We start from the raw sequence: 23,760 nt of genomic DNA, 5'->3' as shown, positions 1-23,760 counted from the left end.
AGCTAGCCCGGGGCCGCGAGGGGTGTCAAGGCTCCGTAACCAACCTCAGCCCCTTGCGAGCCACGTTCACACGGCGGCCGACGGATTCAGGAATTCGGCAGCAACTCACCTCCCAGCCACCGGGTCAGTGGCCACGCTCCCTCGGAGGTGTTGGCCAGCACCGTGAACACCAACCCGTCGGAGGGACGCGACACGCTCCGGAACGAGACGCCGTAGTCGTAGCCCTCCAGCATCACCGTGGCGCCGTCGGCGGGGAGCCAGAACCCGAGGCCGTAGCGGTGGGCTTCGCGGGTGCCGGTTTCCGGGCTGTGGACCGACGTCATCCGGGCCACCCACTCGCGCGGCACGAGCGCGCCGGAGTGCAGCGCGGCCCAGAACGCCGTGAAATCGCCGGCGGACGAGTAAATCCCGCCGTCGCCACCGCCCACCACGGGCAGGCTGAACACGTTGGTGCGCCCGTCTTCCAGGTATCCCGTGGCCGCGTCGCCGGGCAACGCGTCCGAACGCGGGAACCCCGTGCGGATCATTCCCGCCGGTTCGGTGACCCGGGCGCGCACCAGCGAAGCGAACGGCACCCCCGCGACCCGCGACGCCAAGATCGCCAACAGCGCGTACCCGCCGTTGTTGTAGGAGAACCGCGATCCCGGCGCGAACTGCTGGGGAAACCCGTCCAGTAAAGGAAAGTACGCCTCCGCCGACGTCAAGACCTGCGGCTGCGGCGGTGGCTCCCCCTCGTCGTCGGAGAAGTAGTCGCCGATGCCCGACCGGTGGGCCAGCAGGTGCTCCACCGTGACCGCATCGTCGATCAGCGGCAGATCCGAGCCCAGCAAGGACCGGACCCGCGTGCCCAACGACAACAGGCCCTCGACGATCAGGCTCACCACCACCAGAGCGGTGAACCCCTTGGTGGCACTGGCGATTCCGAACCGGGTGTCCACTGTGTTCGGTACGCCGTACCCGCGGTGCGCCAGACCGTACGCACGCGCGAGCACCGATTCGCTTCCTCGGCTGACCGACACGACCCCGGAAAACCCGGTGTCGTGCGCCAGCCGGTCGATCTCCTCCCCAAGAACCATGGCGACAACGATAGGAACGCGCACCGACAAAAAACAGCGGGCCCGCTCACCATCGGGTGAACGGGCCCGCGAAAACCGTTATGAGCAAACGAAAAATCAGCGACCGAGGAAATCGTGCAGAGATTCAAGGGCCGTGTCCGCCTGGTCGGCGAAGAAGCCGTCGACGCCGGCCTTGAAGAACGCCGCCTCTTCCGCGAACACGTTGCCGAACGCCGTCGGGCTGGCCGAGGAGCGCAGGTTGGCCGGCAGGAACGGGTTCTCGTTGCGGAAGGTGTAGGGCTGCACCTTCAGGCCCACGCGGTGCGCGTCGGGGACCAGCGAGGTCGGCTTGCCCAGGTTGTCGGCCGAGTCGCGCGGGATGACCTGCGCCTTGTCCGGGCCGAGGTACTTCGCGTACTTCGCGACCTCACGCAGGCCGGCCGGCGTGACGAGGTCGGCGTAGGTGCGCTTGTCACCGGCGGCCACGAAGTCGGCCGGCGCGCCGGAGGCCTCGGTCAGCTGCAGCAGCGGCACCCGCACCTGCTTGTGCAGCTCCTTGAGGTTCGCCACCTCGAACGACTGGATGATCACCGGCGCGTCGGCGCGGTTGAGGCCGTTGCGGTTGAGGAACGCGACCAGCTTCGGCTCGGTCGGGTTCCCGATGGACTTGAAGTACGTGGAGTGCTTGACCTCGGGGTAGGTGCCCAGCGTGCGGTGCAGTTCCTTGCCCAGCTTGCGCGTGAGGTCGATGACCTCCTGGTACGTGGCGATCGGGAAGCGCCCGTTGTAGAGCTGGTTGTTGGGGCGGTTCTCCGGGATCCGCTCCTTCGCGCGCAGCGTCTTGAGCTCCGCGAGCGTGAAGTCCTCGGTGAACCAGCCGGTCATCGACACGCCGTCGATGACCTTGGTGGTCTTGCGGCCGGCGAACTCTTTGTGGTCGGCCACGTCGGTGGTGCCGCCGATCTCGGGCTCGTGCCGGGCGACGAGCTGGCCGTCCTTGGTCGGCACGAGGTCGACGTCGACGAAGTCCACCCCCATGCGGAAGGCGAGCTCGTAGGAGGCGAGCGTGTGCTCCGGGCGGTAGCCGGGCGCGCCCCGGTGTCCGACGATCACGGGGTCATCGTGCCGGTGCGCCGCCGCGCCCGCCACCTGCTGCGGGGCGGCCGTGGCGGGACCGATGGCCAGGCTCGCGACCCCGAGCAGGGCGAGACCGGACAAGGCGAGCACACCCACGCGTTTGCGCTTCATGTGAAGTGACCTCTCTCTACGGGCACTCCGTCCGGTAAGACGGATTTGCCACGCTGTGCCGTTTGGTGCCAATCCGACCACAGCCACGGCGGGAGCCGTCGGCAAGCAGAGAGCCTCCGGTTGTGTCCGCCTGCTTTTGGTCGGATTGGCAGTCCGCCGCCACCCTCACGGCCGCAAGCGTCGGACGGGCGGCACACGCCGGACAAGAGGCTGACAACCCGGTAAACGGTGCATGGAATCCGCTTCCGGACACGACCGGACAGGTGCCTCGCGGACGGCGAAATGCCCCCGCGTACCTCGGCCCGTTACGCTGTTCGGCGTGCGCGTACTGGTAATCGGGTCCGGCGCCCGGGAGCATGCACTCGTCCTCGCGGTGTCCGGCGATCCCGCCGTCACCGCGCTCGCCTGCGCGCCCGGCAATGCCGGGACCGCCGCGGTCGCCGAGCAGATGGGTGTCGAACCGGCTGATCCCGACGCGGTCGCCGCGCTGGCGAGCGAGTGGAAGGCCGACCTCGTGGTGGTCGGCCCCGAGGTGCCGCTGGTCGCGGGGGTCGCCGACGCCGTGCGCAAGCTCGGCATCGCCTGCTTCGGGCCGTCGGCCTCCGCCGCGCGGATCGAGGGCTCGAAGGCGTTCGCCAAGGACGTGATGGCGGCCGCGAACGTGCCCACCGCCCGCAGCGAGGTCGTGGACACGCCGGCGCGGCTCGACGCGGCGCTGCAGCGCTTCGGCCCTACCTGGGTCGTGAAGGACGACGGCCTGGCCGCCGGCAAGGGCGTGGTCGTGACCGAGGACGTCGAGGTCGCGCGCAAACACGCCCTGATGCTGCTCGACGGCGGTCACCCGGTGCTCCTGGAGTCCTTTTTGGACGGTCCGGAAGCCTCGCTGTTCTGCTTCGTCGACGGCCGCACCGTGGTGCCGCTGCTGCCCGCGCAGGACTTCAAGCGCGTCGGCGACGACGACGCGGGCCCCAACACCGGCGGCATGGGTGCGTACGCCCCGCTGCCGTGGGCGCCGGAAAACCTGGTCGACGACGTGGTCGCCCGCGTGGTGCAGCCCGTGGTCGACGAGCTCGACGCGCGCGGCGCCACCTTCTCCGGCCTGCTCTACGCCGGCCTCGCGCTCACCTCCGAAGGTGTGCAGGTCATCGAGTTCAACTGCCGCTTCGGCGACCCGGAGACCCAGGTCGTGCTGGCCCTGCTGCGCACGCCGCTGGCCGGCCTGATGCTCGCCACGGCCACCGGCAAGCTCGCGGAGCACCCGCCGCTCGAGTGGTCGGGCGGTGCGGCCGTGACGGTCGTGATCGCGGCCGACGGCTACCCCGGCAAGCCGCGCACCGGCGACGTGATCACCGGCGGCGAGATCGAAGGCGTGCTCCACGCGGGCACGCGGCGGCGCGAAGACGGCGCCGTGGTGTCGGCCGGCGGGCGCGTGCTGTCCGTGGTCGGCACGGGCAAGTCGCTCAAGTCGGCGCGCAAGCACGCGTACGAGACGGTGGAGCGCGTGCACCTCGCGGGCTCGCACCACCGCACCGACATCGCGCTCAAGGCGGCCAACGGCGACATCACCACGCCGGTGAACGCCTGAGTTCCCACCTCCTGATCACCTCGCGGTTGGTAGCCTCGTAGCGGGGCCGAACGGTCACTGTCCGTAGACCTCACCGAGGGGGAGCGTTATGGCGGGAAGCAGTCCGCTGTCCGACTTGGCGTCGTCCGTGCCGGCCGCGCCCGGCGTCGCGGACCTCATCGTGGCGCCGGAGAAGCTGCTCGACGTGGCGAAGGCCGTGGACGAGCAGGCCAACGCGCTCGAGGACAAGCTGCTCACCCGCCTCGGCGAGCTGCGCATCGACACGCCTTCGGCCGACACGGTGAGCCAGAACTCCGTGGCGGCGTGGAACATGATCGTGGCCGAAGGTGATCGTTCCTACGCGGCCGAAGCGCGCGAATACGTCGCCAACCTGCGCCGCCTCGGCGAGCAGCTGCGCGGCGCGGCGCAGACGTACCAGGTGAGCGAAGACGACAAGGCCGCGGCGTTCGGGGACCGTGGTGCGCACGGCATCCACTAGCGCCCTGTCGTTCGGCGCGGTCGCGGTGCTGGCACTCGGCGTCGCTGCGTGCTCGTCCGGCGACCCCGGCACCGCGTTGCCGGTGGCGCCCGCGGCGAGCTCGGCTTCGCAGGCCGCGAAGGCTTCGCAGCTGCCGCCGCGCCCGGCCGACCTGCCGCTGACCGGCGTCGACCCGTGTGAGCTGCTGGGTCAGGCGCAGCTCGACGAACTGCAGGTGAACGCCGTGCCGCGCAAGGCCGCCGACGCGCAGGACGGGCCCACGTGCGTGTTCGACGCCGACAAGACCGAGCCGTTTCACGCCTACCACCTGCGCACCGTCTCGGCCGACCTGCAGGAGTGGCTCACCGGCGCGCGGCGGAAGAACAGCATGACCACGGCGCCGTTCGCGGTCGAGGGTTATCCGGCGCTCACGAACTACCGCGCGGCCGGCACGCCGTCGGACTGCGAAGTGCTCGTCGGCGTCGCGAAGGGCCAGACGCTGGCGGCGCAAGCGTTTGCGGTCACGGCCGGCGCGTTCACCCAGCAGCAGTTGTGCGATCAGGCGACGCAGGCGGCCGACCTGGCTGTGCAGTACCTCAAGACCCGGACCTAGGGAGGGCGCGTGGAGATCTCCGACCTCGCGGGCAAGATCCGCGACCAGCGGTTCGACGGCTGGCCCGACTCGTCGCTGGCCGACGAGATCCAGAAGTTCTCCGACGGCGACGGCATCGGCAGCATCGGCACGGCCGTGGAAGCGCTGAAGGCCGTGGCGACCGCGCTCGCCGAGACGGACCAGACGCTGCGCACCCAGCTGACCCAGCTCGGCGTGGAGTGGCAGAGTCTGGCGGGCGGCGCGGCGGGGCAGGTGTTCACCGATCAGGCCGGGTTCTCGCAGGACGCGATGCGCAAGGTGTCGAGTACCGCCGAGCTGCTCTTCACCCAGGGCGAGGCCTTCAACCGCACCAAGTTCAAGCTGCCGGACCCGGCCGTGCTGCGGAAGGGCGCGGGCGGCTACACGCTCAGCGATTCCGTGCTCAGCCTGATCGGCTTCGAGACCGACCACGCGACGGCGGTCGACGCCGCGCAGAACGCGCGCAGCCAGGCGCTCGAGGCGTTGAACGCGTACGCGCAGCAGAGCGGTGAGAACCTGCTGTCGTCGGAGCCGCTGAACCCGCCGCAGTCGCTGTCGATGACGCAGCCGGACGGGCGAAAGAGCGTGCTCGACCTGGCGGGGTCGGCGGTCGACGTGACGCCGGACGGTGGTGTGCGGCCGGCTTCGGCGTCGGTGCAGTCGCGGCACGTGGAGCCGCCGGTGGTGCAGTCGGTGGCGAACCGGGTGGCGGTGGATCCGCCGACGCCGGCGTACGGGATCGCGGTGCCGCCGGCTGGTGGGGCTTCTGGGGCTTCGGGCGGGGGGTACACGGCGCCGGCTTCGACGCCGGGGCGGCCGCCGGCCGGTCCTGGTGGGGTCGGCGGGTCCGGTGGCCCGGTGCCGCCGCGGGGATCCGGGCCGGTTCCGCCTCCGCCGGGCTGGGAGGTGCCGCCGGGTGGACGCCCTGGTGGGCCGGTTCGGGGTGGCGCTGGTGGTGGCCCGGGGTTCGAGGGTGCCGGGTTCGGTGGTCAGCCTCGTGGTGGGTTCGTCGGTGGTCCCGGTTCGGGGGTCTCGCGCGGTTCTGGTGGCTTCGGGGGTCCGGGTGGCCCTGGTGGCTCTGCTGGTCCTGGGGGCGCGGCTTCCGGTGGCGCGTCGACGGGCGCCGACGCGGCGCTCGGTCGTGGTCCGGCCGGGGGGACGGGCGGTGGTGACCCGGCGTTGAGCCGTGGCCGGCTGGTCGGCAGCGGTCCGCAGCAGCCGGTGGTGCCGGAGGAGAGCGTCGGCGGGCCGGGTCCGGTGGCCCGGTCGGGGGCGTCGCCCGGGGAGATCGGCGCGGGCGTCGCGGCGCTCGGTGCGGGTGCGGCGGGCAGTGCGCTGGCCGGCGACCGCGAGCGGCCCCGGGGGTTCGGTGGGCCGCCGTCGAGGGGGCCGGTGCGTCCGCTGCCCGTGGGCGAGCTGCCGGAGGAAGAGGCGATCGCGCTGCGGAAGACGGAGCAGATCGCGCCCGAGACGCCGGCTGGTGACGCGAAGTTCCTCGCGCCCGCGGCCACGCAGGACGAAGAGCACGTGCGGCGCTTCGGTGTCGACGACAAGGACCTCTTCACCGATCCGCGCCTGGTCTCCGACGACGTGATCGGCGACGAAGCGTGAACCTCGTGCTGTCGACGCTCGAGTTCGACGTGCTGTGGGAGTCGCTCGAGCTGGGCCGCCGGCCGGCCGCGTTGGGCGTGCCTTCGCCGGGCCGGACGCACTCCGAACGCGCCGCGCTGGTCGAGGAGGCGTGGGCCGGCCTCGGCCGCCGTCGCCTCGCCCGCGGGCGCCGCGCGTCGGGTGAGCTGTTCGACCAGCTGCACCTGCTGGCGCGCCCGCAGTACGCGCTCGACGTGTGGGTGTGGGCCGACCGCGAGATCCACGGCCGCGCCGTGAGCCGCGGCAGCCAGGCCGTGCTCGCCGTCGTCGACCGCGACGAGGTCTGGCTCATCCCCGCCGACGAGGGCTCGCTGGCCGAAGCCGCCGTGCCCGTGGCCGGCGACCTCCCCGCGGGCGTCGGCCAAAGCGTCTCCGTGCCCCACGCCACCCTCGTCGCCGCCGACGCCAAAGCCGGCGGCGACCCGAAAGCCCTGGTCACGGTCCTCGAAGACCACGGCCTCGCCCTCTGGGAAGCCCAGGAACTCGCCGGCATGCTCCTCGGCCAGGAAGCCCGCGGCCAGTTCACCGCCGAACGCACCCTCCGCGACGGCACGATCCGCCGCGCGCCCCACCCCACAGCCTTCTTCGACACCGACGCGGGCCGCTACCTCTTCCACCTCACCGACGACCCGGACGGCCACCCGTGGGCCACGATCACGCCGGCGGACAACGCGGTGTTGGTGGAGAGGGTGCGGGAGTTGCAAGCGTCGTTATGACGCCGGGCACGCACGCCGGGGTGGATTCCCCGAAGATCCGCACGCGGAGCGTGGCCGAGGTCTTACAGTGGCCCTGGAACCGTCTTGGTCATGGTTGCGTCTGATCAGTCGGGTGTTGGTTTTCGTGAAGGGGAGAGCGGACCGTGGCTGTCTACGACGTCGATTCGATGGCTATCGCGGCGCGTCAGGTCGAGAAGCTGAAGGACGAATACCAGAAGTCCAAGGACAAGCTCACCGGCATGGACCACGAAAAGGAAAGCCCGTTCGGCGGGATGCCCGGCTCGCAGGACGCGCACAGCGCCGTCGGCGAGTTCAAAAACGGTGTGCACAGCCAGTTCGACGCCGCGGGCCAGCACATGGACGCTCTCGCGTTCGCCATGCGCAAGGCCGCCGGTCTGATGACCGAAATGGACGAGGTCGGCAAGAGCGATCTGACCGTCCACCTCGACAAATAGGACAATTCGGCTCGCGGGAACTGAAAGCAGGGGGAACGACAAGTGGCTTTGGATGGGGTCGGCGCCGGGACTCCCGACAACTGGAAGGCGTTCACGGACAAGGTCGACCAGGTCGCCAAGCTCAACGTGGACGCGATCAACAAGGCGGCCTACCAGTTCCGCGGAGCCGCCACCGACGCGGCCGACCACTCGACGGCGCTCGACAACACCACGAAGGCCCTCGACGGCAGCGTCTGGTCCGGCGACGCGGCCGACAAGTTCTTCGACTACGTCCGCACGGTGCGCGCGGCGGGAGCCAAGGTCGAGGCGCACCTCGGAGACGTGGCGAACGACCTGACGACGCTGGCGAAGAACCTCGCCGACATCAAGTCCAAGGTCACCAACGGCAAACTCGGTGACGCGGAAAAAGCGGTGAACGCCCGCAACCACACGGCGCAGAACGACATGAACGCCGCGGCCGCCGCGGCCAAAACCGCCGCCGACGAGAAGAAGCCCGCGCCGAGCCCGACCGTCGAGCAGATCAAAGCCACGGCGAAAACTGACATCAACAACCTCACGACGCAGTACGACGGCGATGTGCAGGGCCTGCTTACACAGGCCAACACCATGATCGGCCAGTCGCAGACCCTCATGAAGACCCAGATCGAGGGCGGCTACGACAAGGTCCCCCTCCCCGGCAAGGACGGCACCGTCCCCCAGAGCACCGGTGGTCTCCACACCTCGTCCCACCACGGTGGCGGGGGAGGCGGCGGTGGTGGCGGGGGCGGTGGTGGCGGTCTCGGGCCCAGCGGTGGCCCTCCCGGTTCGCCGCCGCCGGGGAATGTGCAGGAGTGGATCGACGAGGCGATCAAGATCCTGCAGGCCAATGGTGTTAATGTGACTGAGGCCGACGTAAAGAACATTTGGGCGATCATCCAGCACGAATCGGGTGGAAATCCCAACGCAATTAATAACTGGGACAGCAATGCTGCGGCCGGGCACCCGTCCAAGGGTTTGATGCAGTGTATCGACTCGACGTTCCAGGCGCACAAGCTCCCGGGGCACGACAACATCTACAACCCGGTGGACAACATCATCGCCGGTGTGCGGTATTCACTCGACCGATACGGGTCGATGAGCAGCGTGCCTGGTATCGCGGCGATGGCGCACGGCGGTGCGTACCGCGGGTACTGATTTCGCAATGGAGTGCCCTGTTCCGTTTTCGGCGGAGCAGGGCACTCTTCGTTTGTCGAAAGTTTTGACTGGATCAGTCAATGCGGCGCCGAGTCCTCGACGAGTAACGAGCCGGGTGGCCGGCTCATCGGCAGGCGCGGCGCGAGTTGCGACCGGTGTCCGGGTTAGCCTGGCCGCATGGTCGACATCGGTGCTTTCGGCGGGCCCGCTCTGCGGGCCGGCGTCCCTCCGTTCCACGTGATGGATGTGCTGTCCGCGGCGCAGGCGAGGCAGCGCAGTCATGGGGATCTGGTGTCGCTGGCGGCGGGGCAGCCGTCGGCGGCGGCGCCGGAGGCGGTGCGGCGAGCGGCCGCACAAGCGCTCGACGAACACACGCTCGGGTACACCGAGCAGCTGGGCATTCCGGAGCTGCGCGAGGCCGTGGCGGGGCACTACCGGCGGACCTACGACGTGGACGTGACGGCGCAGGACGTGGTGATGACCACCGGGTCCTCGGGTGGCTTCCTGCTCAGCTTCCTCAGCGCGTTCGACCCCGGTGCGCGCGTGGCGATGGCACGGCCCGGTTACCCCGCGTACCGGAACCTGCTGAAGGTGCTCGGCTGCGAGGTCGTGGAGTTCGCGACGACCGCCGAGACCAACTTCCAGCCGACTGTCGCCCTGCTGGACGAGCTCGGGCCGCTCGACGGGTTGATCGTGGCGAGCCCCAGCAACCCGACCGGGACCGTCTTACCCCCGGGTGAGCTCGCGGCCATCTCGGGCTGGTGCGCGAGTCACGGGGTGCAGCTGATCAGCGACGAGATCTACCACGGCATCTCGTATGAGAAGCAGCTCGACTGTGCGTGGCAGTTCGGTCGCGAAGCGCTGGTGCTCGGCTCGTTTTCGAAGTACTTCGCCATGACGGGCTGGCGGCTGGGCTGGATGCTGGTGCCGCAGCGGTTGCACCGGGCTGTGGACGTGCTCACGGGCAACTTCACGATCTGCCCGCCCGCGATCGCGCAGCACGCGGCCGTCGCGGCGTTCACGCCGGAGTCGTACGCGGAGGCCGACGCGCACGTGGAGCACTACCGGCGCAACCGGGATCGGCTGTTCGCGGGTCTCACGAAAATCGGTCTCGACAAGCTGGCTCCCGCCGAAGGGGCCTTCTACGCGTACGCCGACGTCTCCGCGTACACCACCGACAGCCTCAGCTGGTGCCAGCGCCTGCTCGCCGACACCGGCGTGGCCATCGCGCCGGGCGTGGACTTCGACCCGGTGGACGGCGGGAAGTTCGTGCGGTTCTCCTTCGCCGGCGCTACCGAGGACGTGGACGAAGGCGTCCGCCGCCTGGGGGCCTGGCTCAGGTGATCCGGTCAGGGGGAACCCCGATATCCCCCTGAACGTTGGTCTTGCGAAGAGAGTTTTCGCGGCGCGGGTGGCACGCTGGACAGCACCGGGCCGGCGTGGCGCGGAAACGTCATGGAGGAGCCATGTTCTGGAAGATCGTCGGAGCGCTCATCGTCGCGTGGATCGCGTTCATGGTCCTCGGCGCCGTGATCGGCTTCGTGTTCAAGGCCGTGCTGTGGATCGCGATCATCGGTGGCGTGGCGTTCCTGGGCGCCGCGGCCTACGGCGCGATCACCGGCAAGAAGGACCCCAAGCGCATCAACCGCTGACACCCCGAACACTGGGGGCGCGAACTTCGATGCGGCGACCGGCCACCACGGCTGGGCGCCGCATCGGCGTGTCCGCGGCGCCGAGGTCCGCACTGTTTGATTCGGGAAACTAATTCCCATTGTTTTCCGGATAATCGCCACTTCGCTCATTCACTGCGAACCGAATTGCCCGTAAGGTTCACCAGGAAAAACTTTCCGGCCATTTCTCACCGGAAACGCATTCCGTCGGCTAGCTTGGGTGAGCACTCGATCCCCTGGCGATGGGAACAAGGATGTCCCCTGGCTCACGTGGCCGCCGTACCCGAATCGGGATGGTGGCCGGTTTCGCACTGATCGCGACCGTGCTTTCGAGCGGAACCGCCTCGGCCGAACCACCGCATAACCTGCCACAGAGCGCGGGTGGCACCGAGCAGTCGTTTTCCCCGGCCTACGACTACGACACGGACGGGTGCTACGCCACCCCCGCGATCGGCCCCGACGGCACCATCAACCCCGGCTTGCAGATCGGGGGTGCGGTGAACGGCAACTGCCACGACCAGTCCGACTTGGACAATTCCCAGACCTACTCCCGGACCGAGTGCAACAACGGCTGGTGCGCCATCGTGTACTCGAGCTATTTCGAGAAAGACCAAGTGAGTGATGGCGGTGCTTCACTCGGGCACAAGGACGAGTGGGAGCAGGTCATTTCCTGGGTGAACCAGGAGCGCAACCAGGTCGACTTCGTGTCGGTCACCCAGCACAGCGGGTTTTCGACCTACGGCCGCGACCAGGTGCTTTTCGACGGATCGCACCCCAAGGTCGTCTACCACAAGGACGGCCCCGGCACGCACAACTTCCGCTTGGCGGGCACCAACGACGATCCGCCGGAGAACTTCTACCACAACTGGCGCTACCCGCCGATCGTGGACTACAACCTGTGGCCCTCGATCGACCTGCGCAACGCGATGATCAACCACGATTGGCACGGGCTCACCACCCACCTCGACGACTACGGCTTCAAAGACCTGGTCGGCAGGGCCAAGCCGAGTGGAATTCCGTTCCAGCCCTGAGCCGTCACGGCACCCGTGCCACTCCGGCCAGCGTCGCGAAGTTCACGGCCGACAGCGGAGCCAGGCGCGGGCCGTCCGGCCACCACAGGTGCGGGTGGGTCACGCCGGGCGGCAAGAGCTCCAGCCCGCCGAACAACGACGTGATCTCCTCGCGCGTGCGGTACACCGTGTCGAGGCCGGTGGCGGCGAAGCGGGCTTCGAGCGCCGACGCCACTGAAGCGGCTTCGCTGCCGTCCGCAGGGTTGTATTGGTGCAGCAGCACGAGGAACGAGCCCGGCGCCAGCGCGTCGACGTATGCCTTCACCACGGCCTGCGCCACGGCGAAATCGGGGATGTGGTGCACCACCGCGCACAGGATGAGGCCCAGCGGACGCGTGAGGTCGAGGTGGGCCGTCACCTCGGGGTGCGCGAGCGTGCGCTCGGGGTCGAGCAGGTCGGCGCCGGCCATGTGCGTGTAGTCGTTCTCGGCCAGCAGCGCGCGGCCGTGGGCCTGCACCACCGGGTCGTGGTCGACGTACACCACGTGGGCCTCGGGTTTCACGCGCTGCACGACCTGGTGCGTGTTCTCCACCGTCGGGAAGCCCGAACCGAGGTCGAGGAACTGGTCGATGCCGAGCCGGCCGGTGAGCATGCGCACCGCGCGCACGAGCCAGTGGCGCACTTCCTGCGCCATCGTCTGCGCGCCCGGCGCGAGCTCCAGGATCTGGTTCAGCACGGCGCGGTCGGCGGCGTAGTGGTCCCGGCCGCCCATCAGGGCGTCGTACACCCGCGCGTTGCTCGGCCGGTCGAAGTCGACCGGCGCGAGGGGGTCGGCCACAGTGCACCTACCGGGTGAGATCGGTCAGGACGCGCTCAGCTTAGGGTGATCGATCTCACGCCGGGTAGGCGGCTGTGTGTCGAGGGTGAGGGTCAGTCCAGCGCGGCGCGGGCGGCTTCGGCGCCGTCCCACAGGTGTGCCCGGAGCCCGACGGCCCGCGCACCTTCCACATTGGACTCGCGGTCGTCGAAGAACAGGCACTCTTCCGGCTTCGCGCCGAGTTTCTCCAGCAGCAGCTGGAAAATCTCGGCGTCGGGCTTGGCGCACTTCACGTCGCCCGAGAACACCGTGACGCGGAACAGGCGAGCCCACTCCTGCTCCCGCACCCACCGGCCGAACGACGAAGGCGCGTTGGACAGCAGCGCCAGCGCCGCGCCGGCTTCCGACAGCGCTTCGAGCAGCTCCAGCGAAGACGGTGCCAGGTTCGACCAGCCCGCGATGTCGATGGCCGTGAGCTCCTCGGACATCGCGTCGGACACCCGCGCGCCCAGGCGGTCGCCGATCGACGTCCAGTACTCGAGGTCGGTGCACCCGCGGTCGTACGGTTCGCGCACGGCCCAGTACACGGGCTCGAAGTCCTCGGCGGCCACGCCCATGGTGGCGGCGAGCTTGGGCAGCGCGGTGGTGCGCGTGCAGAGGACCTCGCCGTAGTCGAAGACGAGCCAGTTCATCAGGCGGCCGCCTTGATGCGCTGCAGCGCGTCTTCCACCGCGGTGGGTTCGAGGTCGCGGTGCAGCACGAAACGCACCTTGCCGGCCATCGGCAGCGCCTGGATGCCGAGCGAGCCGAGCCACTCGAGCGCCACCTGCAGGTCGGGGACCGCGGCGAGCACGATGTTGGTGTCCGGGGTCTCGACGCCCCAGCCGTGTTCGGCCAGGCCCCCGGCCAGGCGACGGGCCTGCTCGTGGGTCTCGACGAGGTCGTCGACGTTGTCGAGCGCGACCAGGCAGGCCGCGGCGAGCACACCGCCCTGGCGCACGCCGCCGCCGAGCATCTGGCGCATCCGGCGCGCGCGTTCCACGAACTCCGCGCTGCCCGCGACGACCGAGCCGACCGGCGCCCCGAGGCCCTTGCTGAAGCAGGCCGAAACGCTGTCGACGCCGGCCGTGAGCGCGGCCGGCGGCACGCCGAGCGCCACCGAGGCGTGCCAGATGCGCGCGCCGTCGAGGTGGACCTTGAGGCCGCCTTCCTTCGCGACGGCCACCAGCTGCGCGTGCTCCTCGGGCGGGGTCACGGCGCCGCCGGCCGCGTTGTGCGTGTTCTCCAGGCACAGCAGCGTGGTGCGCAGCGTGAAGTACGGACCGGGGTTGCCGATGGAGGCGCGCAGCAGGTCGGGCGTGGGGCGGCCCGGGCCGGCGTCGTGCTCGAGGATGTCGGGCATGCCGCCGGCGAGCCACGCGGCGGAGCCGAGCTCGTTGGTGAGCACGTGGGCACCGCGCGTGGCGAGGAAGCGGTCGCCGCGCTGCAGGTGCACGGACAGCGCGATCAGGTTCGCCATGGTGCCGCTCGGCGTCCAGAGCGCGGCCGGCATGCCGAGCACCCCGGCCACGCGCTCTTCGAGCTTCGCGATGGTCGGGTCGGTGCCGATCACGTTGTCGTCGACCTCGGCCTCGGCCATGGCGGCGCGCATGCGCTTGCTCGGGCGGGTGACGGTGTCGGAGCGGAAATCGAGCGGGGTCGAGGTCACGCCGCGATCACATCACACCGCCACCCGCGCGATCAACGGCGCCTGGGGTGGATGCGATCACCGGTCTCGTGCAACCGTGGACGCCCCCGGTTCCGTCCTTGAGGGCGGATGAGCAGAAGAGCGGAGCAGCGGACCGCGTGGACCAGCGCGACGAAGACGAGTTCGCGGAGTACTTCTCCGCGAGGCGCGACGCCGTGCGCCGGACCGCGTACTTGCTCTGTGGCGATTGGCACAAGGCCGACGACCTCGCCCAGACGGCGTTCGTCGCCGTGCACCGGAGGTGGAAGAAGATCAGGGACCGCGCCGCGACCGACGCGTACGTGCGCAAAACGCTCGTGCGCGCCGTCATCGACGAGTCGCGCCGGCCGTGGCGCCGGGAGTGGCAGACCGAGGTGCTGCCGGAGCCCGCCGTCGACGCGCCCGGCCTGGCCGACCGCGTCGCCACCAGGGAAGACCTGCTCGCGGCGCTCAAGGAAGTGCCGCCGAAACAACGCGCGGTGCTGGTGCTGCGCTACTTCGAGGGCCTCGACGTCGGAGCGGCGGCGAAGGCGCTGGGCTGCAGCGAAGGCAACGTGAAGAGCCAGACCGCACGAGGGCTGGCGAACCTGCGAGAGGTGCTGGAACGGGAGGTGGAAGCCAATGGATGAGCGCCGCGACGTGGAGTCGATGTTCTCCGGCCTGCCCGGCGAACCACCGCCCGCCACCTTCACGAAGGACGACGTGGTGCGCGAGTCGCGCCGGCTCACGCTGCGCCGCCGCAACCGCATCGCCGCGGGCGGCAGCGCCGTCGTGCTGGCTCTGGTGGGCTTCGGCGCCTACGGACTCGCGGCCGGTCCGGGCGGAAAGTCTGATTCCGCCGCCGTCATGAATTCCGCAGCGGCTCCGGCGCAACCCGGCGCTTCGGCCGCGCGTCCTCTGGGTACTGGGGAGGGGAACTTCCCGGCTCTGCCGCCTCAGCAGGGAGGCAGCGGAGACGGGAGGACCGGCCCTCGGGTCGAAGGCGCCTCCGGGTGCGAAAAGGTGGACTGGGAGCTCGCCACAGCCCTCGCTGGCGAGCTCCCAGGACACTTCACCGCCGCGGAAGCCTCCCAGGGCAGCATTTGTACGACGGGCGCGCGCGGCGCCGGGTTCCCCGTGCCCGACGGAACGATCTCCGCGGCCGTGTTCCCGCGCGGCGCACCGGTGACCTACCCGGCGCAGTCGGCCGGTGCGGTGACGTCCCGCGTCGCGACCGGTTCCGGCGGCACGCTGGTGCTGGTGAGCATTCCGGGCACGTCGGGGCAGCCTGCGCCGTACGCCGGTGACCTGGCGGGCTTCGCCGCCTCGTTGGCGCCGCGGTTCTGACCGCCTGGTTCTGACGTCCCGGTTCTGACGGCCTGGTCCTGACGTCCTGGTTGAGACGTCCCGGTTCTGACGGCCCGTTGATGGCGCGGCTGGCAGAATGACCAGCCATGACGGCAGCAGCAACCACCCCGAAGGGCGAGCGCCGGCGAGCCACCCTCGTCGAAGCCGCCGCGGAGCTGCTCGCCGAAGGCGGCTTCGACGCCGTCCGCCACCGCGCCGTCGCCGAGCGCGCCGGCCTGCCCCTGGCTTCCACGACGTACTACTTCGACTCCCTGGAAGACCTCGTGACCGCGGCGGTGGAGCACCACTCGCAGGTCGAGCTCGCCAACGGCCGCCACCAGCTCGAAGAGCTCGCCACCCGCAACCGCGGCGTCTCGGCCACCGTGGAACTCGTGCTCGACCTCCTGCTGGGCCCCCCGAGCGGCGACCCGGAAGCCGACGCGGAAGCCGTGCTGCTGCGGTACGAGCGCCTGGTGGCCACCGGACGGCGGCCGTACCTGCGGCCGTTGATGCGCACGTTGTCGGGCCAGCTCAACGAACTGCTGCTGGAGATCTTCACCCGCTCGGGCACTCCTGTGTCGAGCACGGAGCTGGACAAGCTGGTGGCGCTGGTGGACGGCGCTGTGGTGAACGCGTTGATCGCCGTGGACCCGGCTCCGCGCGCTGCCGCGGCGCGGATGTTGCAGACGGCGCTCGCCGAGGGGTGACGGTTTTGCCCCTCGCAGAGCGGTTTGTGGTGGGGGAGGGGCCCGAAGCTTGATCGTGCTGACGGTCGCTGGCGCCTCGTCGCGACCGGAGAGCGTTTCGAGGCGGCCGTCGGTGAGCTTCGGATCGGAGCGCGGGGCCGGGTGCGAGCGTCCGCTTTCGAGCCAGGCTGTGGTGATGATGGGTTCGCGCTTGGTCGTGGGGTGGCTTGTCGGGCGCAGACCCCGCCTTCGCAGACCCCGCCCTCCCTAAGGGGGCCTGCCCACCTCCAGCCTACCGGCGACCCCCGACAAAAAACCCTGCTCACCAGCAACTCCCGGCGAATCTGTGGACAACTAGAGCGCACCACGGTCCCCTGTGGACAACCCCCACGCGACCCCGTGAGATCTGCTAGCCACGCCACTTCTTGCCCGCGCGAAGAGCCCAACACCGTGGCTGTGTGCATGCGCCGCGCCACTGTAAGTACGCAAGAAGACGCCTTTGACACAAACCAATATGATGAATATGGTGAAGACGATGACTGAGCACGAAGCCTCGCCGACTGCGGCTTCGCCGGCCCTCCTCGCGGAGTTCGCGGAGCGCCTGGCTGTCGCCCGCACCACTCGTACGCCGATTGCGCCGCTCAAAGCGCCCGGTGTTTCCCTGACCATCGACGACGCCTACGAGATCCAGCGCCGGCAGCTCGACCGGCGGTTGGCCGCCGGTGCGCGGTTGCGAGGGCACAAGGTCGGGCTGACCAGTGCCTCGATGCAGCGCCAGCTCGGGGTGGCGCAGCCCGACTTCGGGTTCCTCACCGCCGACATGTTCCACGCCGAGAACGAATCCGTTGCAGGACACCAGTTCCTGCAGCCGAGGATCGAGCCGGAGATCGCGTTCGTGCTCGAGCGGCCGTTGCGGGGGCCCGGGGTGACCGTGGCGGAGGCGATCCACGCGGTCGCGTATGTGGTGCCGGCGCTGGAGATCATCGATTCGCGCATCGAGGACTGGCGGATCGGCATCGTCGACACGATCGCGGACAACGCGTCGTCCGGCGGGGTTGTGCTGGGCAGTCGGCCGGTGCGATTGACGGACGTCGACCTGCGGCTCGCCGGTTGTCTCTTGCACCGCAACGGGGAACTCGTCGCCACCGGAGCCGGCGGGGCGGTGCTCGGTTCGCCGGTCAACGCGCTGGTCTGGCTCGCGAACGTGCTCGGCGAGCGCGGCGCCGGCCTCGAAGCCGGCCAGGTCGTGTTGCCCGGCTCGATGACCGCGGCCGTCCCGTTCGGGCCCGGCGACGTCGTGACCACGACCGTCGCCGGCCTGGGCAGTGTCACCGTGCGGAACGGAGATCTTCCTTGAGCACCAACGGCCTCTGGTCCGTCGATCGCGCGGCTACGGAACTCCTCGCCTGCGAGGACACCGGCACCGAGCGCGGGCCGATCACCGACGAGTGGCCCGAGCTCGACCTGCGAGCCGCGTACGAGGTGCAGGACGAGACCCTGCGCCGCCGGCTCGCGCGCGGCGAGCACCTGGTGGGCGTGAAACTCGGCCTCACCTCGCGCGCGAAGCAGCAGCGGATGAACATCGACTCGCCGCTGGTCGCGTGGCTCACCGACGCGATGGTGCTACCGGCCGGCGAGCCGGTGCCGCAGGCGCGGTTGATCCACCCGCGCGTGGAGCCGGAGCTGGTGTTCGTGATGCGCGAACGCTTGGCGGGCCCCGGAATCACGGCGGCGCGGGCGCTCGCGGCCGTCGAGCGGGTGCACGCCGGCGCCGAGGTGATCGACTCGCGCTACCGCGACTTCCGCTTCACCCTGCCTGACGTCGTCGCGGACAACGCCTCGTCGGCGGCCTTCGCGGTCGGCGGCCGAGGAGTGAGGCCCGAAGACCTGGACCTGGCCCTCGAAGCGGTGCTGGTGGAGGTCGACGGCCGGGTTGTCGACTCCGCCACAGGCGCGGCCGTGCAGGGCCACCCCGGCGAAGCGCTGGCGCTCGCGGCGAACGACCTCGCCCGCCGCGGCCTCGCGATCGAAGCCGGCCAGCTCGTGCTCACCGGCGGGATGACCGACGCGGTCGCCGCGCCGCCCGGAGCGCGGATCGCCTTCCACTTCAGCAACCTCGGCTCGATCCACCTGTCGGGAGGCGCGTGATGCCGCTCGTCCAGGTCACGCTCAGCGCGGGCCGCACCCCGGACCAGGTCCGCGCGCTGATCAGCGCGCTGACCACCGCCGTCACCACCTCGATCGGCGCGCCGAAGGAGGCGGTCCGGGTCATCGTCTCCGAGGTGCCGCCCACCCACTGGGCCGCCGGCGACGTCACCCTCGCGGAAAGGACCCCCACCGATGGCTGACCTGCCCTTCTACGGCCACTTCATCGACGGCGCCGAAGTCCGGTCGCTCGACGGCGCCGAAATGTCCTCAGTGGACCCGTGGACCCGTGAGGCGTGGGCGGCCGTGGCGCTCGGCGGCAAGGCCGACGCCGACCGCGCCGTCGCCGCCGCGCGCACGGCGTTCGACGAAGGACCGTGGCCCCGCATGAGTTTCGCCGAGCGCGGCGCGATCCTGCACCGCCTCGCCGACCTCATCGAGGAGCACGCCGACGAGCTCGGCCTCGCCGACACGCGCGATATGGGCAAGCCCATCACGCAGAGCCGGGGCAACGACGTGCCGCGCTCCGCGCAGAACTTCCGCTTCTTCGCCGACCACGCCAGGCTTTCCGTCGGCGAGGTGCTGCCGATGGGCGAGCAGCTCCACACCTACACGGCGTTCCCGCCGGCCGGGGTGGTCGCCGCGATCGCGCCGTGGAACTTCCCGTTGATGCTGGAGAGCTGGAAGGTCGCGCCGGCGCTCGCGTGGGGCAACACGGTGGTGCTGAAGCCGGCCGAGGACACGCCGGTGTCGGCCACGATCCTCGCCCGGCTCGCGCACGAGGCGGGTATGCCGGCGGGCGTGTTCAACGTCGTGCACGGTTACGGCCCGGATTCCGCGGGCCAGGCGCTCACGGAGAACCCGGACGTCGACCGGATCACCTTCACCGGCGAATCGTCGACCGGGCGCACCATCGCGCGCGCCGGCGCGGCCAACCTCGTGCCCGCCAGCCTGGAGCTCGGCGGCAAGGGCGCGAACCTCGTGTTCGCCGACGCCGACCTCGGCAACGCCGTGGACTGGTCGATCCGCGCGATCTTCTCCAACGCCGGGCAGGTCTGCCTCGCCGGCTCGCGGCTCTACGTCGAGCGTTCGGTGTACGACGAGTTCCTCACCCGGTTCGTGGCCGCGGCGGAAGCCATGGTCGTGGGCGACCCGAAGGACCCGGCCACGCAGTTCGGCCCGCTCGCGAGCGAAACGCACTTCGAGAAGGTGCGTTCCTACGTCGAGAGCGTGGAGCTCGCCGGCGGCAAGATCCGCACCGGCGGCGTCGGCGAGGGCTGGGTCGTGCGGCCGACGGTCGCGGTCGACCTGCCCGAGGACGCGAAACACGTGCGCGAGGAGATCTTCGGCCCGCTCGTGCGCATCACGCCGTTCGACTCCGAGGCCGAGGTCGTGCACGCGGCCAATGACACGCCGTACGGGCTCAACGCCATGGTTTTCACCGAGAACCTCGGCCGCGCGCACCGGGTCTCGGCGCGGCTGAAGGCCGGCACGGTGTGGGTGAACTGCTTCTTCGTCCGTGACCTGCGCGCGCCGTTCGGTGGCGTCGGCGACTCCGGCATGGGCCGTGAGGGCGGCAACTTCAGCCGGGAGTTCTTCACCGAACCGAAGGCCGTGGTCATGCAGCTTGCCCCGATCCACCACTGAGCCCGATCCAGAACCCGCCAACACAGTGAGGAAAGCGATGTCTCCCAAGCCGGTTTACACCCCCGCGGCCCCGATGCTCGGCTTCTCCGAGGGCACGGCCTCGCCGCTGTCGCAGGCGATCGTCCACAACGGAGTGATCTACTGCTCCGGCAGCGGCCCGCTCGACGCCGAGACGCTCGAGATCGTGTCGGACGACATCGCCGTGCAGACGCAGAAGGCGCTCGACAACCTGCTCGCCGTCGTCGAGGCCGGTGGCGGCGCGAAGTCGAGCATCCTCAAGGTCAACACGCACCTGCGCGACCTCAAGCACTTCGCCGAGTACAACCGCGTGTACCGAGCCTTCTTCGACGGCCTCGAGTTCCTGCCGGCGCGCACCACCACGGAGTCGTCGCCGCCGCGGGCCGGGGTGCTCGTCGAGATCGAATGCATCGCCGCGGTAGTGGACTGACAGGGTCGACTAGACCCGTTTCGGAGAGGAGCTCGGATGTCCAGTGAACCGCTCGTGCTTCCGGTGATCGACCTCGAAGAGGTCACCCGCCGGATCGAAGGCAGTGAGAAACGGGTCGAAGTCCTTTGGCAGCGCGGGGAAACGCTCACGTTCGTGGCCCGGGGCCGCGAGTACCGCAGCGAGTTCCACGTGAACCCGAGTGACGAGATGTCCTACGTGATCCGCGGCGAGATGAAGCTGCACTACCTCACGCCCGAGGGCGAGGAGAAGATCGCCACGATCCCGCAGGGCTCCATGAACTACACCCCGGCCGGGGTCCCGCATTCGCCGCGGTTCCCGCCCGAGGCCTACATCGTGGTGATGGAGCGGCAGCGCCGGCCCGAGGAGATGGACCGCTTCCAGTGGTTCTGCCCCGGCTGCGGTGAGCTGCTGCACGAGATCTCGTTCCACGTCGGCGACTACTCGCAGGACCCGGTCGGCCAGGCCTACCGGCGGTTCTGGGACGACGTCGACGCCCGGACCTGCGCCGAGTGCGGCGCCGTGATGCCCGTCGAATAGCCGTCCGGAGGACGCATGGACCGCATCGAGCTCGGCGCCGTCTCCGTGACCCGCGTCGAGGAGTTCGTCCACTGGGCGATGCCGATCGACCGGTACTTCCCCGGCACCGACGAAGCCGCGTGGCTCGCGAACCGCGAGTGGCTGGAGCCGGACCACTGGGACGCCGGATCGCGGCGCGCCCACACGGTGTTCCACAGCTGGCTGATCCGCAGCGCCGGCCGCACGATCCTCGTGGACACCGGGGTGGGCAACGGGAAAACGCGTCCGTCCATGCCGGACTTCAGCGGCCGGCGAACGCCGTACCTGCAGACGCTGGCCTCGGCCGGGTACCGGCCGGAAGACATCGACGTGGTGATCTGCACGCACCTGCACGTGGACCACGTCGGCTGGAACACCCGCGCCGTGGGCGGCGAGTGGGTGCCGACGTTCCCGAACGCGCGGTACGTGTTCGCCCGGCCCGAGGTCGAGTTCTGGGATCCCCGCCACGAGATCCACCGCCGCGGCGAGCAGGTGAACGAGAACGTGTTCGACGACAGCGTGCGGCCGATCCTGGACGCCGGCCTGGCCGACGTCTGGGACGGGCCGCGCCTGGTCCTCGACGAGAACCTCACGCTGGAGCTCGCCGCTGGGCACACGCCGGGGCTGGCCGTGGTCAAGGTGCGCTCCGGTGGTGAGCAGGCGATTTTCGTGAACGACGTGCTGCACTCGCCGATGCAGGTGCTCGACTGCGCGGTGAACAGCTGCTTCTGCGAAGACGAAGCCGCGTCCGTGCGCACGCGGCAGCAGGTCCTGGGCTGGGCGGCGGACCACCGCGCACTGGTTTTCCCGGCGCACTTCAACGGCCGGCACACGATCCGCGTCGAACGGCGCGACGGCCGCTTCGCGATCGCCGAGTGGGTCTGAACCTCTAGGCCGGCGGCGAAGTCAGGCGCGCGTGCTCCGCCGCGACGGCCGTCGAGCGCTCCTGCGAACCGCTTTCGATGGCGTCGACCAGCTCGCGGTGCACCCGCACGCCGTCGCCGTTGAGGTTCGCCTCCGCCGTCACGGAGTGGACGCGGCCGGAGACGAAGTCGAGCAGCCCCAGGTAGAGGTGGCGCAGCATGGCGTTGGGCGAGATCTCGGCCATGCGCCGGTGCAGCTGCCAGTTGGTCTTCAGGTACTGCGCCGCGTCGGTGGCCCCGGCCATCCGGTCGAGGATCTTGCGCAGGTCTGCCACGTCGGTGCCGGTGCGGTGCTCGGTGGCGTCGCGGATGACCAGCGGTTCGAGGCTGTTGCGGATGTCGAGGGAATCGGCGACGGACACCGGTTCCCCGCTCAGTTCCAGCATTTTGCGTCCGAGCCGCACGAACACGGTGGGCGCGGCCACGAAAATGCCGCCGCCGATCCCCGGCCGGACCTCGATGGTGCCGCGGGAACTGAGCAGCCGCACCGCTTCGTTGACCGTCGCCACGGCCACGTTGAATTCCTTGCGGAGGCTTTCCTTGGTGCCGAGGTGGTGGCCGGCGGGCAGATCCTGCTCGCCGATGCGGTCTTCGATCAGCTTCGCCACGGCGTCGGCCCGGGACGTCCAAGGCACGCTCGACGTCCGGTCTCCGCTGCTCACAGCCGTGCCTTTCCGTTCGTCCGCGTCCGAGGATCCTCCGACGATCCGGTTCAGCCTAGCGCGTGCCGCGCGTGTCGCCGCCAACGGACGCGCGCGTCCGCTCCGCCACCGCGGTGATCAACCGGGCGGCGTTCCCGCCGAATATCGCGTCTTTTTCCGCGTCGGTGAACGGCAGCTTCGTGAGCATCGCGGCGCCATCGACGTCGGCGAGATCAAACGGCTTGTCCGTGCCGAGCAACACGCGCTCGGCCCCCACTTCCGCCACCAGGCGTTCGAGCGTGTCGCCGCTGAACACCGTGGTGTCGTAGTGCAAGCGGCGCAGGTAATCACCGGGCGAGCTCGCGGCGGTCGCGGCTTCCGGTTTGCGCTGCCAGCCGATCGTGAGGCGCGGCACCAGGCCGGCGAGGCAGCCGCCGCCGTGGGCCAGGCACAGCACGGGACGGTGGCGGTCGAGCACGCCGCCGAAGATGAGCCGCGCGGCCGCGAGCGCGGTTTCCGCGGGATATCCGAGCAACTGCGCCAGGTGGTACTCGCGCAGCCGCTCCGGCGAGGAAGTACGGCTGGGGTGCACGAAGCAGAACACCTGGCGTTCGCTCAGGAACGTCCACACCGGCTCGTTGACCGGGTCGTCGAGCTCGCGGCCGCCGCCGTAGGTGCCGATCGTGACACCCGCCATGCCCAGTGCCGCAACGCATCGCTCGGCTTCTTCCACCGCGCCCTCGACGCCGATCGGCACCGTGCCGAGGGCGATCAGGCGGTCCGGAGCCCCGGCGACGAACTCGGCGAGCGCGTTGTTGGCGCGCCGGGTCACATCGAGCACGAACTCCGGGTCGGTGGCCATCGAGGCGAACACGAACGGGGGCGCGGAAACCGCTTCCACGTCGGTGCCGGCCTGGTCCATCGCTTCCAGCCGACGGGTGAGGTCGTACTGCTCCGGCGGCAGCGGGATGCGCGCGCCCTGCGCCAGGCCCGAGACGCTCGGGTGCAGGTGCAGCGCGCCGTCGGCTACGCGGGACAGGTCCGCGAGACCGTCGGCTGCGAGGTCCTGCAGCAGGGGGAGCGGCAGCGCGTGCGTGTGGATGTCGACGACGGGCCGGCCGTACGCGTGAGCGGCACCCATCTCGTTCACACCCTTCGTCGCAGCTGACGCAAAC

General features: G+C 70.2%; 27 protein-coding genes. 20 read left to right on the top strand and 7 right to left on the bottom strand.

All coding sequences use genetic code 11. The features are described from left to right. Nucleotides 1-86: 86 nt before the first annotated feature. Entirely contained in the window at nucleotides 87-1,076 is a 990-nt protein-coding gene (locus VSH64_RS35465) for a serine hydrolase domain-containing protein (protein WP_326567110.1), read from the bottom strand. Nucleotides 1,077-1,172: 96 nt separating this feature from the next. Continuing rightward, nucleotides 1,173-2,303 carry a glycerophosphodiester phosphodiesterase gene (locus VSH64_RS35460; RefSeq protein ID WP_326567109.1) on the bottom strand — a complete coding sequence of 377 codons (1,131 nt, stop codon included), beginning with the start codon at nucleotides 2,301-2,303 and terminating at the stop codon, nucleotides 1,173-1,175. 319 nt (nucleotides 2,304-2,622) lie between these two features. On the opposite strand from VSH64_RS35460, the gene purD reads away from it, so the two are divergent. From purD to VSH64_RS35410, 10 genes are all read left to right on the top strand, one after another. Beyond that, entirely contained in the window at nucleotides 2,623-3,888 is a 1,266-nt protein-coding gene (gene purD, locus VSH64_RS35455) for a phosphoribosylamine--glycine ligase (RefSeq protein ID WP_326567108.1), read from the top strand. 88 nt (nucleotides 3,889-3,976) lie between these two features. Continuing rightward, nucleotides 3,977-4,366, top strand: a complete 390-nt coding sequence (locus tag VSH64_RS35450) for a PE domain-containing protein (RefSeq protein ID WP_326567107.1) — start codon at nucleotides 3,977-3,979, stop codon at nucleotides 4,364-4,366. Beyond that, the gene (locus VSH64_RS35445) at nucleotides 4,347-4,958 is read left to right on the top strand and encodes a DUF3558 domain-containing protein (protein WP_326567106.1); all 612 of its coding nucleotides are present in this window, start codon (nucleotides 4,347-4,349) and stop codon (nucleotides 4,956-4,958) included. The genes VSH64_RS35450 and VSH64_RS35445 overlap by 20 nt, the downstream gene beginning before the upstream one ends. Nucleotides 4,959-4,967: 9 nt before the next feature. Beyond that, nucleotides 4,968-6,587 (top strand): hypothetical protein, encoded by a 1,620-nt coding sequence (locus VSH64_RS35440; protein ID WP_326567105.1) that lies wholly within the window; start codon nucleotides 4,968-4,970, stop codon nucleotides 6,585-6,587. Further along, a complete protein-coding gene (locus tag VSH64_RS35435) occupies nucleotides 6,584-7,342 on the top strand; it encodes an ESX secretion-associated protein EspG (RefSeq protein WP_326567104.1) in 759 nt (252 codons plus the stop codon). Before VSH64_RS35440 ends, VSH64_RS35435 begins: the two co-directional genes overlap by 4 nt. A gap of 143 nt (nucleotides 7,343-7,485) precedes the next feature. Then, complete coding sequence (locus tag VSH64_RS35430) at nucleotides 7,486-7,797, top strand: hypothetical protein (RefSeq protein ID WP_326567103.1); 312 nt, start codon at nucleotides 7,486-7,488, stop codon at nucleotides 7,795-7,797. Nucleotides 7,798-7,839: 42 nt separating this feature from the next. Next, entirely contained in the window at nucleotides 7,840-8,970 is a 1,131-nt protein-coding gene (locus VSH64_RS35425; RefSeq protein ID WP_326567102.1) for a transglycosylase SLT domain-containing protein, read from the top strand. A gap of 177 nt (nucleotides 8,971-9,147) precedes the next feature. After that, nucleotides 9,148-10,314 carry an aminotransferase class I/II-fold pyridoxal phosphate-dependent enzyme gene (locus VSH64_RS35420; protein ID WP_326567101.1) on the top strand — a complete coding sequence of 389 codons (1,167 nt, stop codon included), beginning with the start codon at nucleotides 9,148-9,150 and terminating at the stop codon, nucleotides 10,312-10,314. A gap of 122 nt (nucleotides 10,315-10,436) precedes the next feature. Further along, complete coding sequence (locus tag VSH64_RS35415; protein ID WP_326567100.1) at nucleotides 10,437-10,622, top strand: hypothetical protein; 186 nt, start codon at nucleotides 10,437-10,439, stop codon at nucleotides 10,620-10,622. 311 nt (nucleotides 10,623-10,933) lie between these two features. Then, nucleotides 10,934-11,671 carry an NPP1 family protein gene (locus VSH64_RS35410; RefSeq protein ID WP_326567099.1) on the top strand — a complete coding sequence of 246 codons (738 nt, stop codon included), beginning with the start codon at nucleotides 10,934-10,936 and terminating at the stop codon, nucleotides 11,669-11,671. A 4-nt stretch (nucleotides 11,672-11,675) separates the two neighbouring features. On the opposite strand, the gene VSH64_RS35405 is transcribed toward VSH64_RS35410, so the two are convergent. From VSH64_RS35405 to VSH64_RS35395, 3 genes are all read right to left on the bottom strand, one after another. Next, entirely contained in the window at nucleotides 11,676-12,488 is an 813-nt protein-coding gene (locus VSH64_RS35405) for an SAM-dependent methyltransferase (protein WP_326567098.1), read from the bottom strand. 92 nt (nucleotides 12,489-12,580) lie between these two features. Continuing rightward, nucleotides 12,581-13,159, bottom strand: a complete 579-nt coding sequence (locus VSH64_RS35400; RefSeq protein WP_326567097.1) for an HAD family hydrolase — start codon at nucleotides 13,157-13,159, stop codon at nucleotides 12,581-12,583. Continuing rightward, nucleotides 13,159-14,175 (bottom strand): threonine aldolase family protein, encoded by a 1,017-nt coding sequence (locus VSH64_RS35395; protein WP_326567096.1) that lies wholly within the window; start codon nucleotides 14,173-14,175, stop codon nucleotides 13,159-13,161. The genes VSH64_RS35400 and VSH64_RS35395 overlap by 1 nt, the downstream gene beginning before the upstream one ends. A gap of 137 nt (nucleotides 14,176-14,312) precedes the next feature. On the opposite strand from VSH64_RS35395, the gene VSH64_RS35390 reads away from it, so the two are divergent. The 10 genes from VSH64_RS35390 (at nucleotide 14,313) to VSH64_RS35345 (ending at nucleotide 21,906) form a co-directional block, all read left to right on the top strand. Beyond that, nucleotides 14,313-14,822, top strand: coding sequence for a SigE family RNA polymerase sigma factor (locus tag VSH64_RS35390; RefSeq protein WP_326567095.1), 510 nt, complete (start codon nucleotides 14,313-14,315; stop codon nucleotides 14,820-14,822). After that, the gene (locus tag VSH64_RS35385; RefSeq protein WP_326567094.1) at nucleotides 14,815-15,519 is read left to right on the top strand and encodes a hypothetical protein; all 705 of its coding nucleotides are present in this window, start codon (nucleotides 14,815-14,817) and stop codon (nucleotides 15,517-15,519) included. The genes VSH64_RS35390 and VSH64_RS35385 overlap by 8 nt, the downstream gene beginning before the upstream one ends. 107 nt (nucleotides 15,520-15,626) lie before the next feature. Further along, entirely contained in the window at nucleotides 15,627-16,226 is a 600-nt protein-coding gene (locus VSH64_RS35380) for a TetR/AcrR family transcriptional regulator (RefSeq protein ID WP_326567093.1), read from the top strand. A 514-nt stretch (nucleotides 16,227-16,740) separates the two neighbouring features. Beyond that, a complete protein-coding gene (locus tag VSH64_RS35375; protein WP_326567092.1) occupies nucleotides 16,741-17,562 on the top strand; it encodes a 2-keto-4-pentenoate hydratase in 822 nt (273 codons plus the stop codon). After that, nucleotides 17,559-18,353: a 2-keto-4-pentenoate hydratase gene (locus VSH64_RS35370; protein WP_407655583.1), complete on the top strand. Its 795-nt coding sequence runs from the start codon at nucleotides 17,559-17,561 to the stop codon at nucleotides 18,351-18,353. Before VSH64_RS35375 ends, VSH64_RS35370 begins: the two co-directional genes overlap by 4 nt. Beyond that, nucleotides 18,353-18,553 (top strand): 2-hydroxymuconate tautomerase, encoded by a 201-nt coding sequence (locus VSH64_RS35365; protein ID WP_326567091.1) that lies wholly within the window; start codon nucleotides 18,353-18,355, stop codon nucleotides 18,551-18,553. Before VSH64_RS35370 ends, VSH64_RS35365 begins: the two co-directional genes overlap by 1 nt. After that, a complete protein-coding gene (locus VSH64_RS35360; protein WP_326567090.1) occupies nucleotides 18,546-19,997 on the top strand; it encodes an aldehyde dehydrogenase in 1,452 nt (483 codons plus the stop codon). The genes VSH64_RS35365 and VSH64_RS35360 overlap by 8 nt, the downstream gene beginning before the upstream one ends. 37 nt (nucleotides 19,998-20,034) lie before the next feature. Continuing rightward, nucleotides 20,035-20,445, top strand: coding sequence for a RidA family protein (locus VSH64_RS35355; protein ID WP_326567089.1), 411 nt, complete (start codon nucleotides 20,035-20,037; stop codon nucleotides 20,443-20,445). Between the two features lie 36 nt (nucleotides 20,446-20,481). Next, nucleotides 20,482-21,003: a 3-hydroxyanthranilate 3,4-dioxygenase gene (locus VSH64_RS35350; RefSeq protein WP_326567088.1), complete on the top strand. Its 522-nt coding sequence runs from the start codon at nucleotides 20,482-20,484 to the stop codon at nucleotides 21,001-21,003. 15 nt (nucleotides 21,004-21,018) lie between these two features. After that, nucleotides 21,019-21,906, top strand: coding sequence for an MBL fold metallo-hydrolase (locus VSH64_RS35345; protein WP_326567087.1), 888 nt, complete (start codon nucleotides 21,019-21,021; stop codon nucleotides 21,904-21,906). Between the two features lie 4 nt (nucleotides 21,907-21,910). Here the strand turns inward: VSH64_RS35345 and VSH64_RS35340 are convergent, their stop codons facing one another. Together VSH64_RS35340 and VSH64_RS35335 are read right to left on the bottom strand one after the other, a co-directional pair. After that, nucleotides 21,911-22,579 (bottom strand): FadR/GntR family transcriptional regulator, encoded by a 669-nt coding sequence (locus VSH64_RS35340; protein ID WP_326567086.1) that lies wholly within the window; start codon nucleotides 22,577-22,579, stop codon nucleotides 21,911-21,913. 82 nt (nucleotides 22,580-22,661) lie between these two features. Next, the gene (locus VSH64_RS35335; RefSeq protein WP_326567085.1) at nucleotides 22,662-23,726 is read right to left on the bottom strand and encodes an amidohydrolase family protein; all 1,065 of its coding nucleotides are present in this window, start codon (nucleotides 23,724-23,726) and stop codon (nucleotides 22,662-22,664) included. Nucleotides 23,727-23,760: the final 34 nt, after the last annotated feature.

Source organism: Amycolatopsis rhabdoformis (assembly GCF_035918295.1).
In the GTDB taxonomy this organism is placed as follows: domain Bacteria; phylum Actinomycetota; class Actinomycetes; order Mycobacteriales; family Pseudonocardiaceae; genus Amycolatopsis; species Amycolatopsis rhabdoformis.
Note: the sequence above shows the minus strand (reverse complement) of the source record. Positions and strands in the feature narration are given on the sequence as shown.

Coding starts and splice junctions, on each gene's coding strand:
- VSH64_RS35420 (WP_326567101.1), top strand. CDS start 9,148: ATGGTCGACATCGGTGCTTTCGGCGGGCCCGCTCTGCGGGCCGGCGTC.
- VSH64_RS35415 (WP_326567100.1), top strand. CDS start 10,437: ATGTTCTGGAAGATCGTCGGAGCGCTCATCGTCGCGTGGATCGCGTTC.
- VSH64_RS35465 (WP_326567110.1), bottom strand. CDS start 1,076: ATGGTTCTTGGGGAGGAGATCGACCGGCTGGCGCACGACACCGGGTTT.
- VSH64_RS35365 (WP_326567091.1), top strand. CDS start 18,353: ATGCCGCTCGTCCAGGTCACGCTCAGCGCGGGCCGCACCCCGGACCAG.
- VSH64_RS35345 (WP_326567087.1), top strand. CDS start 21,019: ATGGACCGCATCGAGCTCGGCGCCGTCTCCGTGACCCGCGTCGAGGAG.
- VSH64_RS35410 (WP_326567099.1), top strand. CDS start 10,934: ATGGTGGCCGGTTTCGCACTGATCGCGACCGTGCTTTCGAGCGGAACC.
- VSH64_RS35460 (WP_326567109.1), bottom strand. CDS start 2,303: ATGAAGCGCAAACGCGTGGGTGTGCTCGCCTTGTCCGGTCTCGCCCTG.
- VSH64_RS35375 (WP_326567092.1), top strand. CDS start 16,741: ATGACTGAGCACGAAGCCTCGCCGACTGCGGCTTCGCCGGCCCTCCTC.
- VSH64_RS35355 (WP_326567089.1), top strand. CDS start 20,035: ATGTCTCCCAAGCCGGTTTACACCCCCGCGGCCCCGATGCTCGGCTTC.
- VSH64_RS35335 (WP_326567085.1), bottom strand. CDS start 23,726: ATGGGTGCCGCTCACGCGTACGGCCGGCCCGTCGTCGACATCCACACG.
- VSH64_RS35380 (WP_326567093.1), top strand. CDS start 15,627: ATGACGGCAGCAGCAACCACCCCGAAGGGCGAGCGCCGGCGAGCCACC.
- VSH64_RS35360 (WP_326567090.1), top strand. CDS start 18,546: ATGGCTGACCTGCCCTTCTACGGCCACTTCATCGACGGCGCCGAAGTC.
- VSH64_RS35350 (WP_326567088.1), top strand. CDS start 20,482: ATGTCCAGTGAACCGCTCGTGCTTCCGGTGATCGACCTCGAAGAGGTC.
- VSH64_RS35450 (WP_326567107.1), top strand. CDS start 3,977: ATGGCGGGAAGCAGTCCGCTGTCCGACTTGGCGTCGTCCGTGCCGGCC.
- VSH64_RS35385 (WP_326567094.1), top strand. CDS start 14,815: ATGGATGAGCGCCGCGACGTGGAGTCGATGTTCTCCGGCCTGCCCGGC.
- VSH64_RS35400 (WP_326567097.1), bottom strand. CDS start 13,159: ATGAACTGGCTCGTCTTCGACTACGGCGAGGTCCTCTGCACGCGCACC.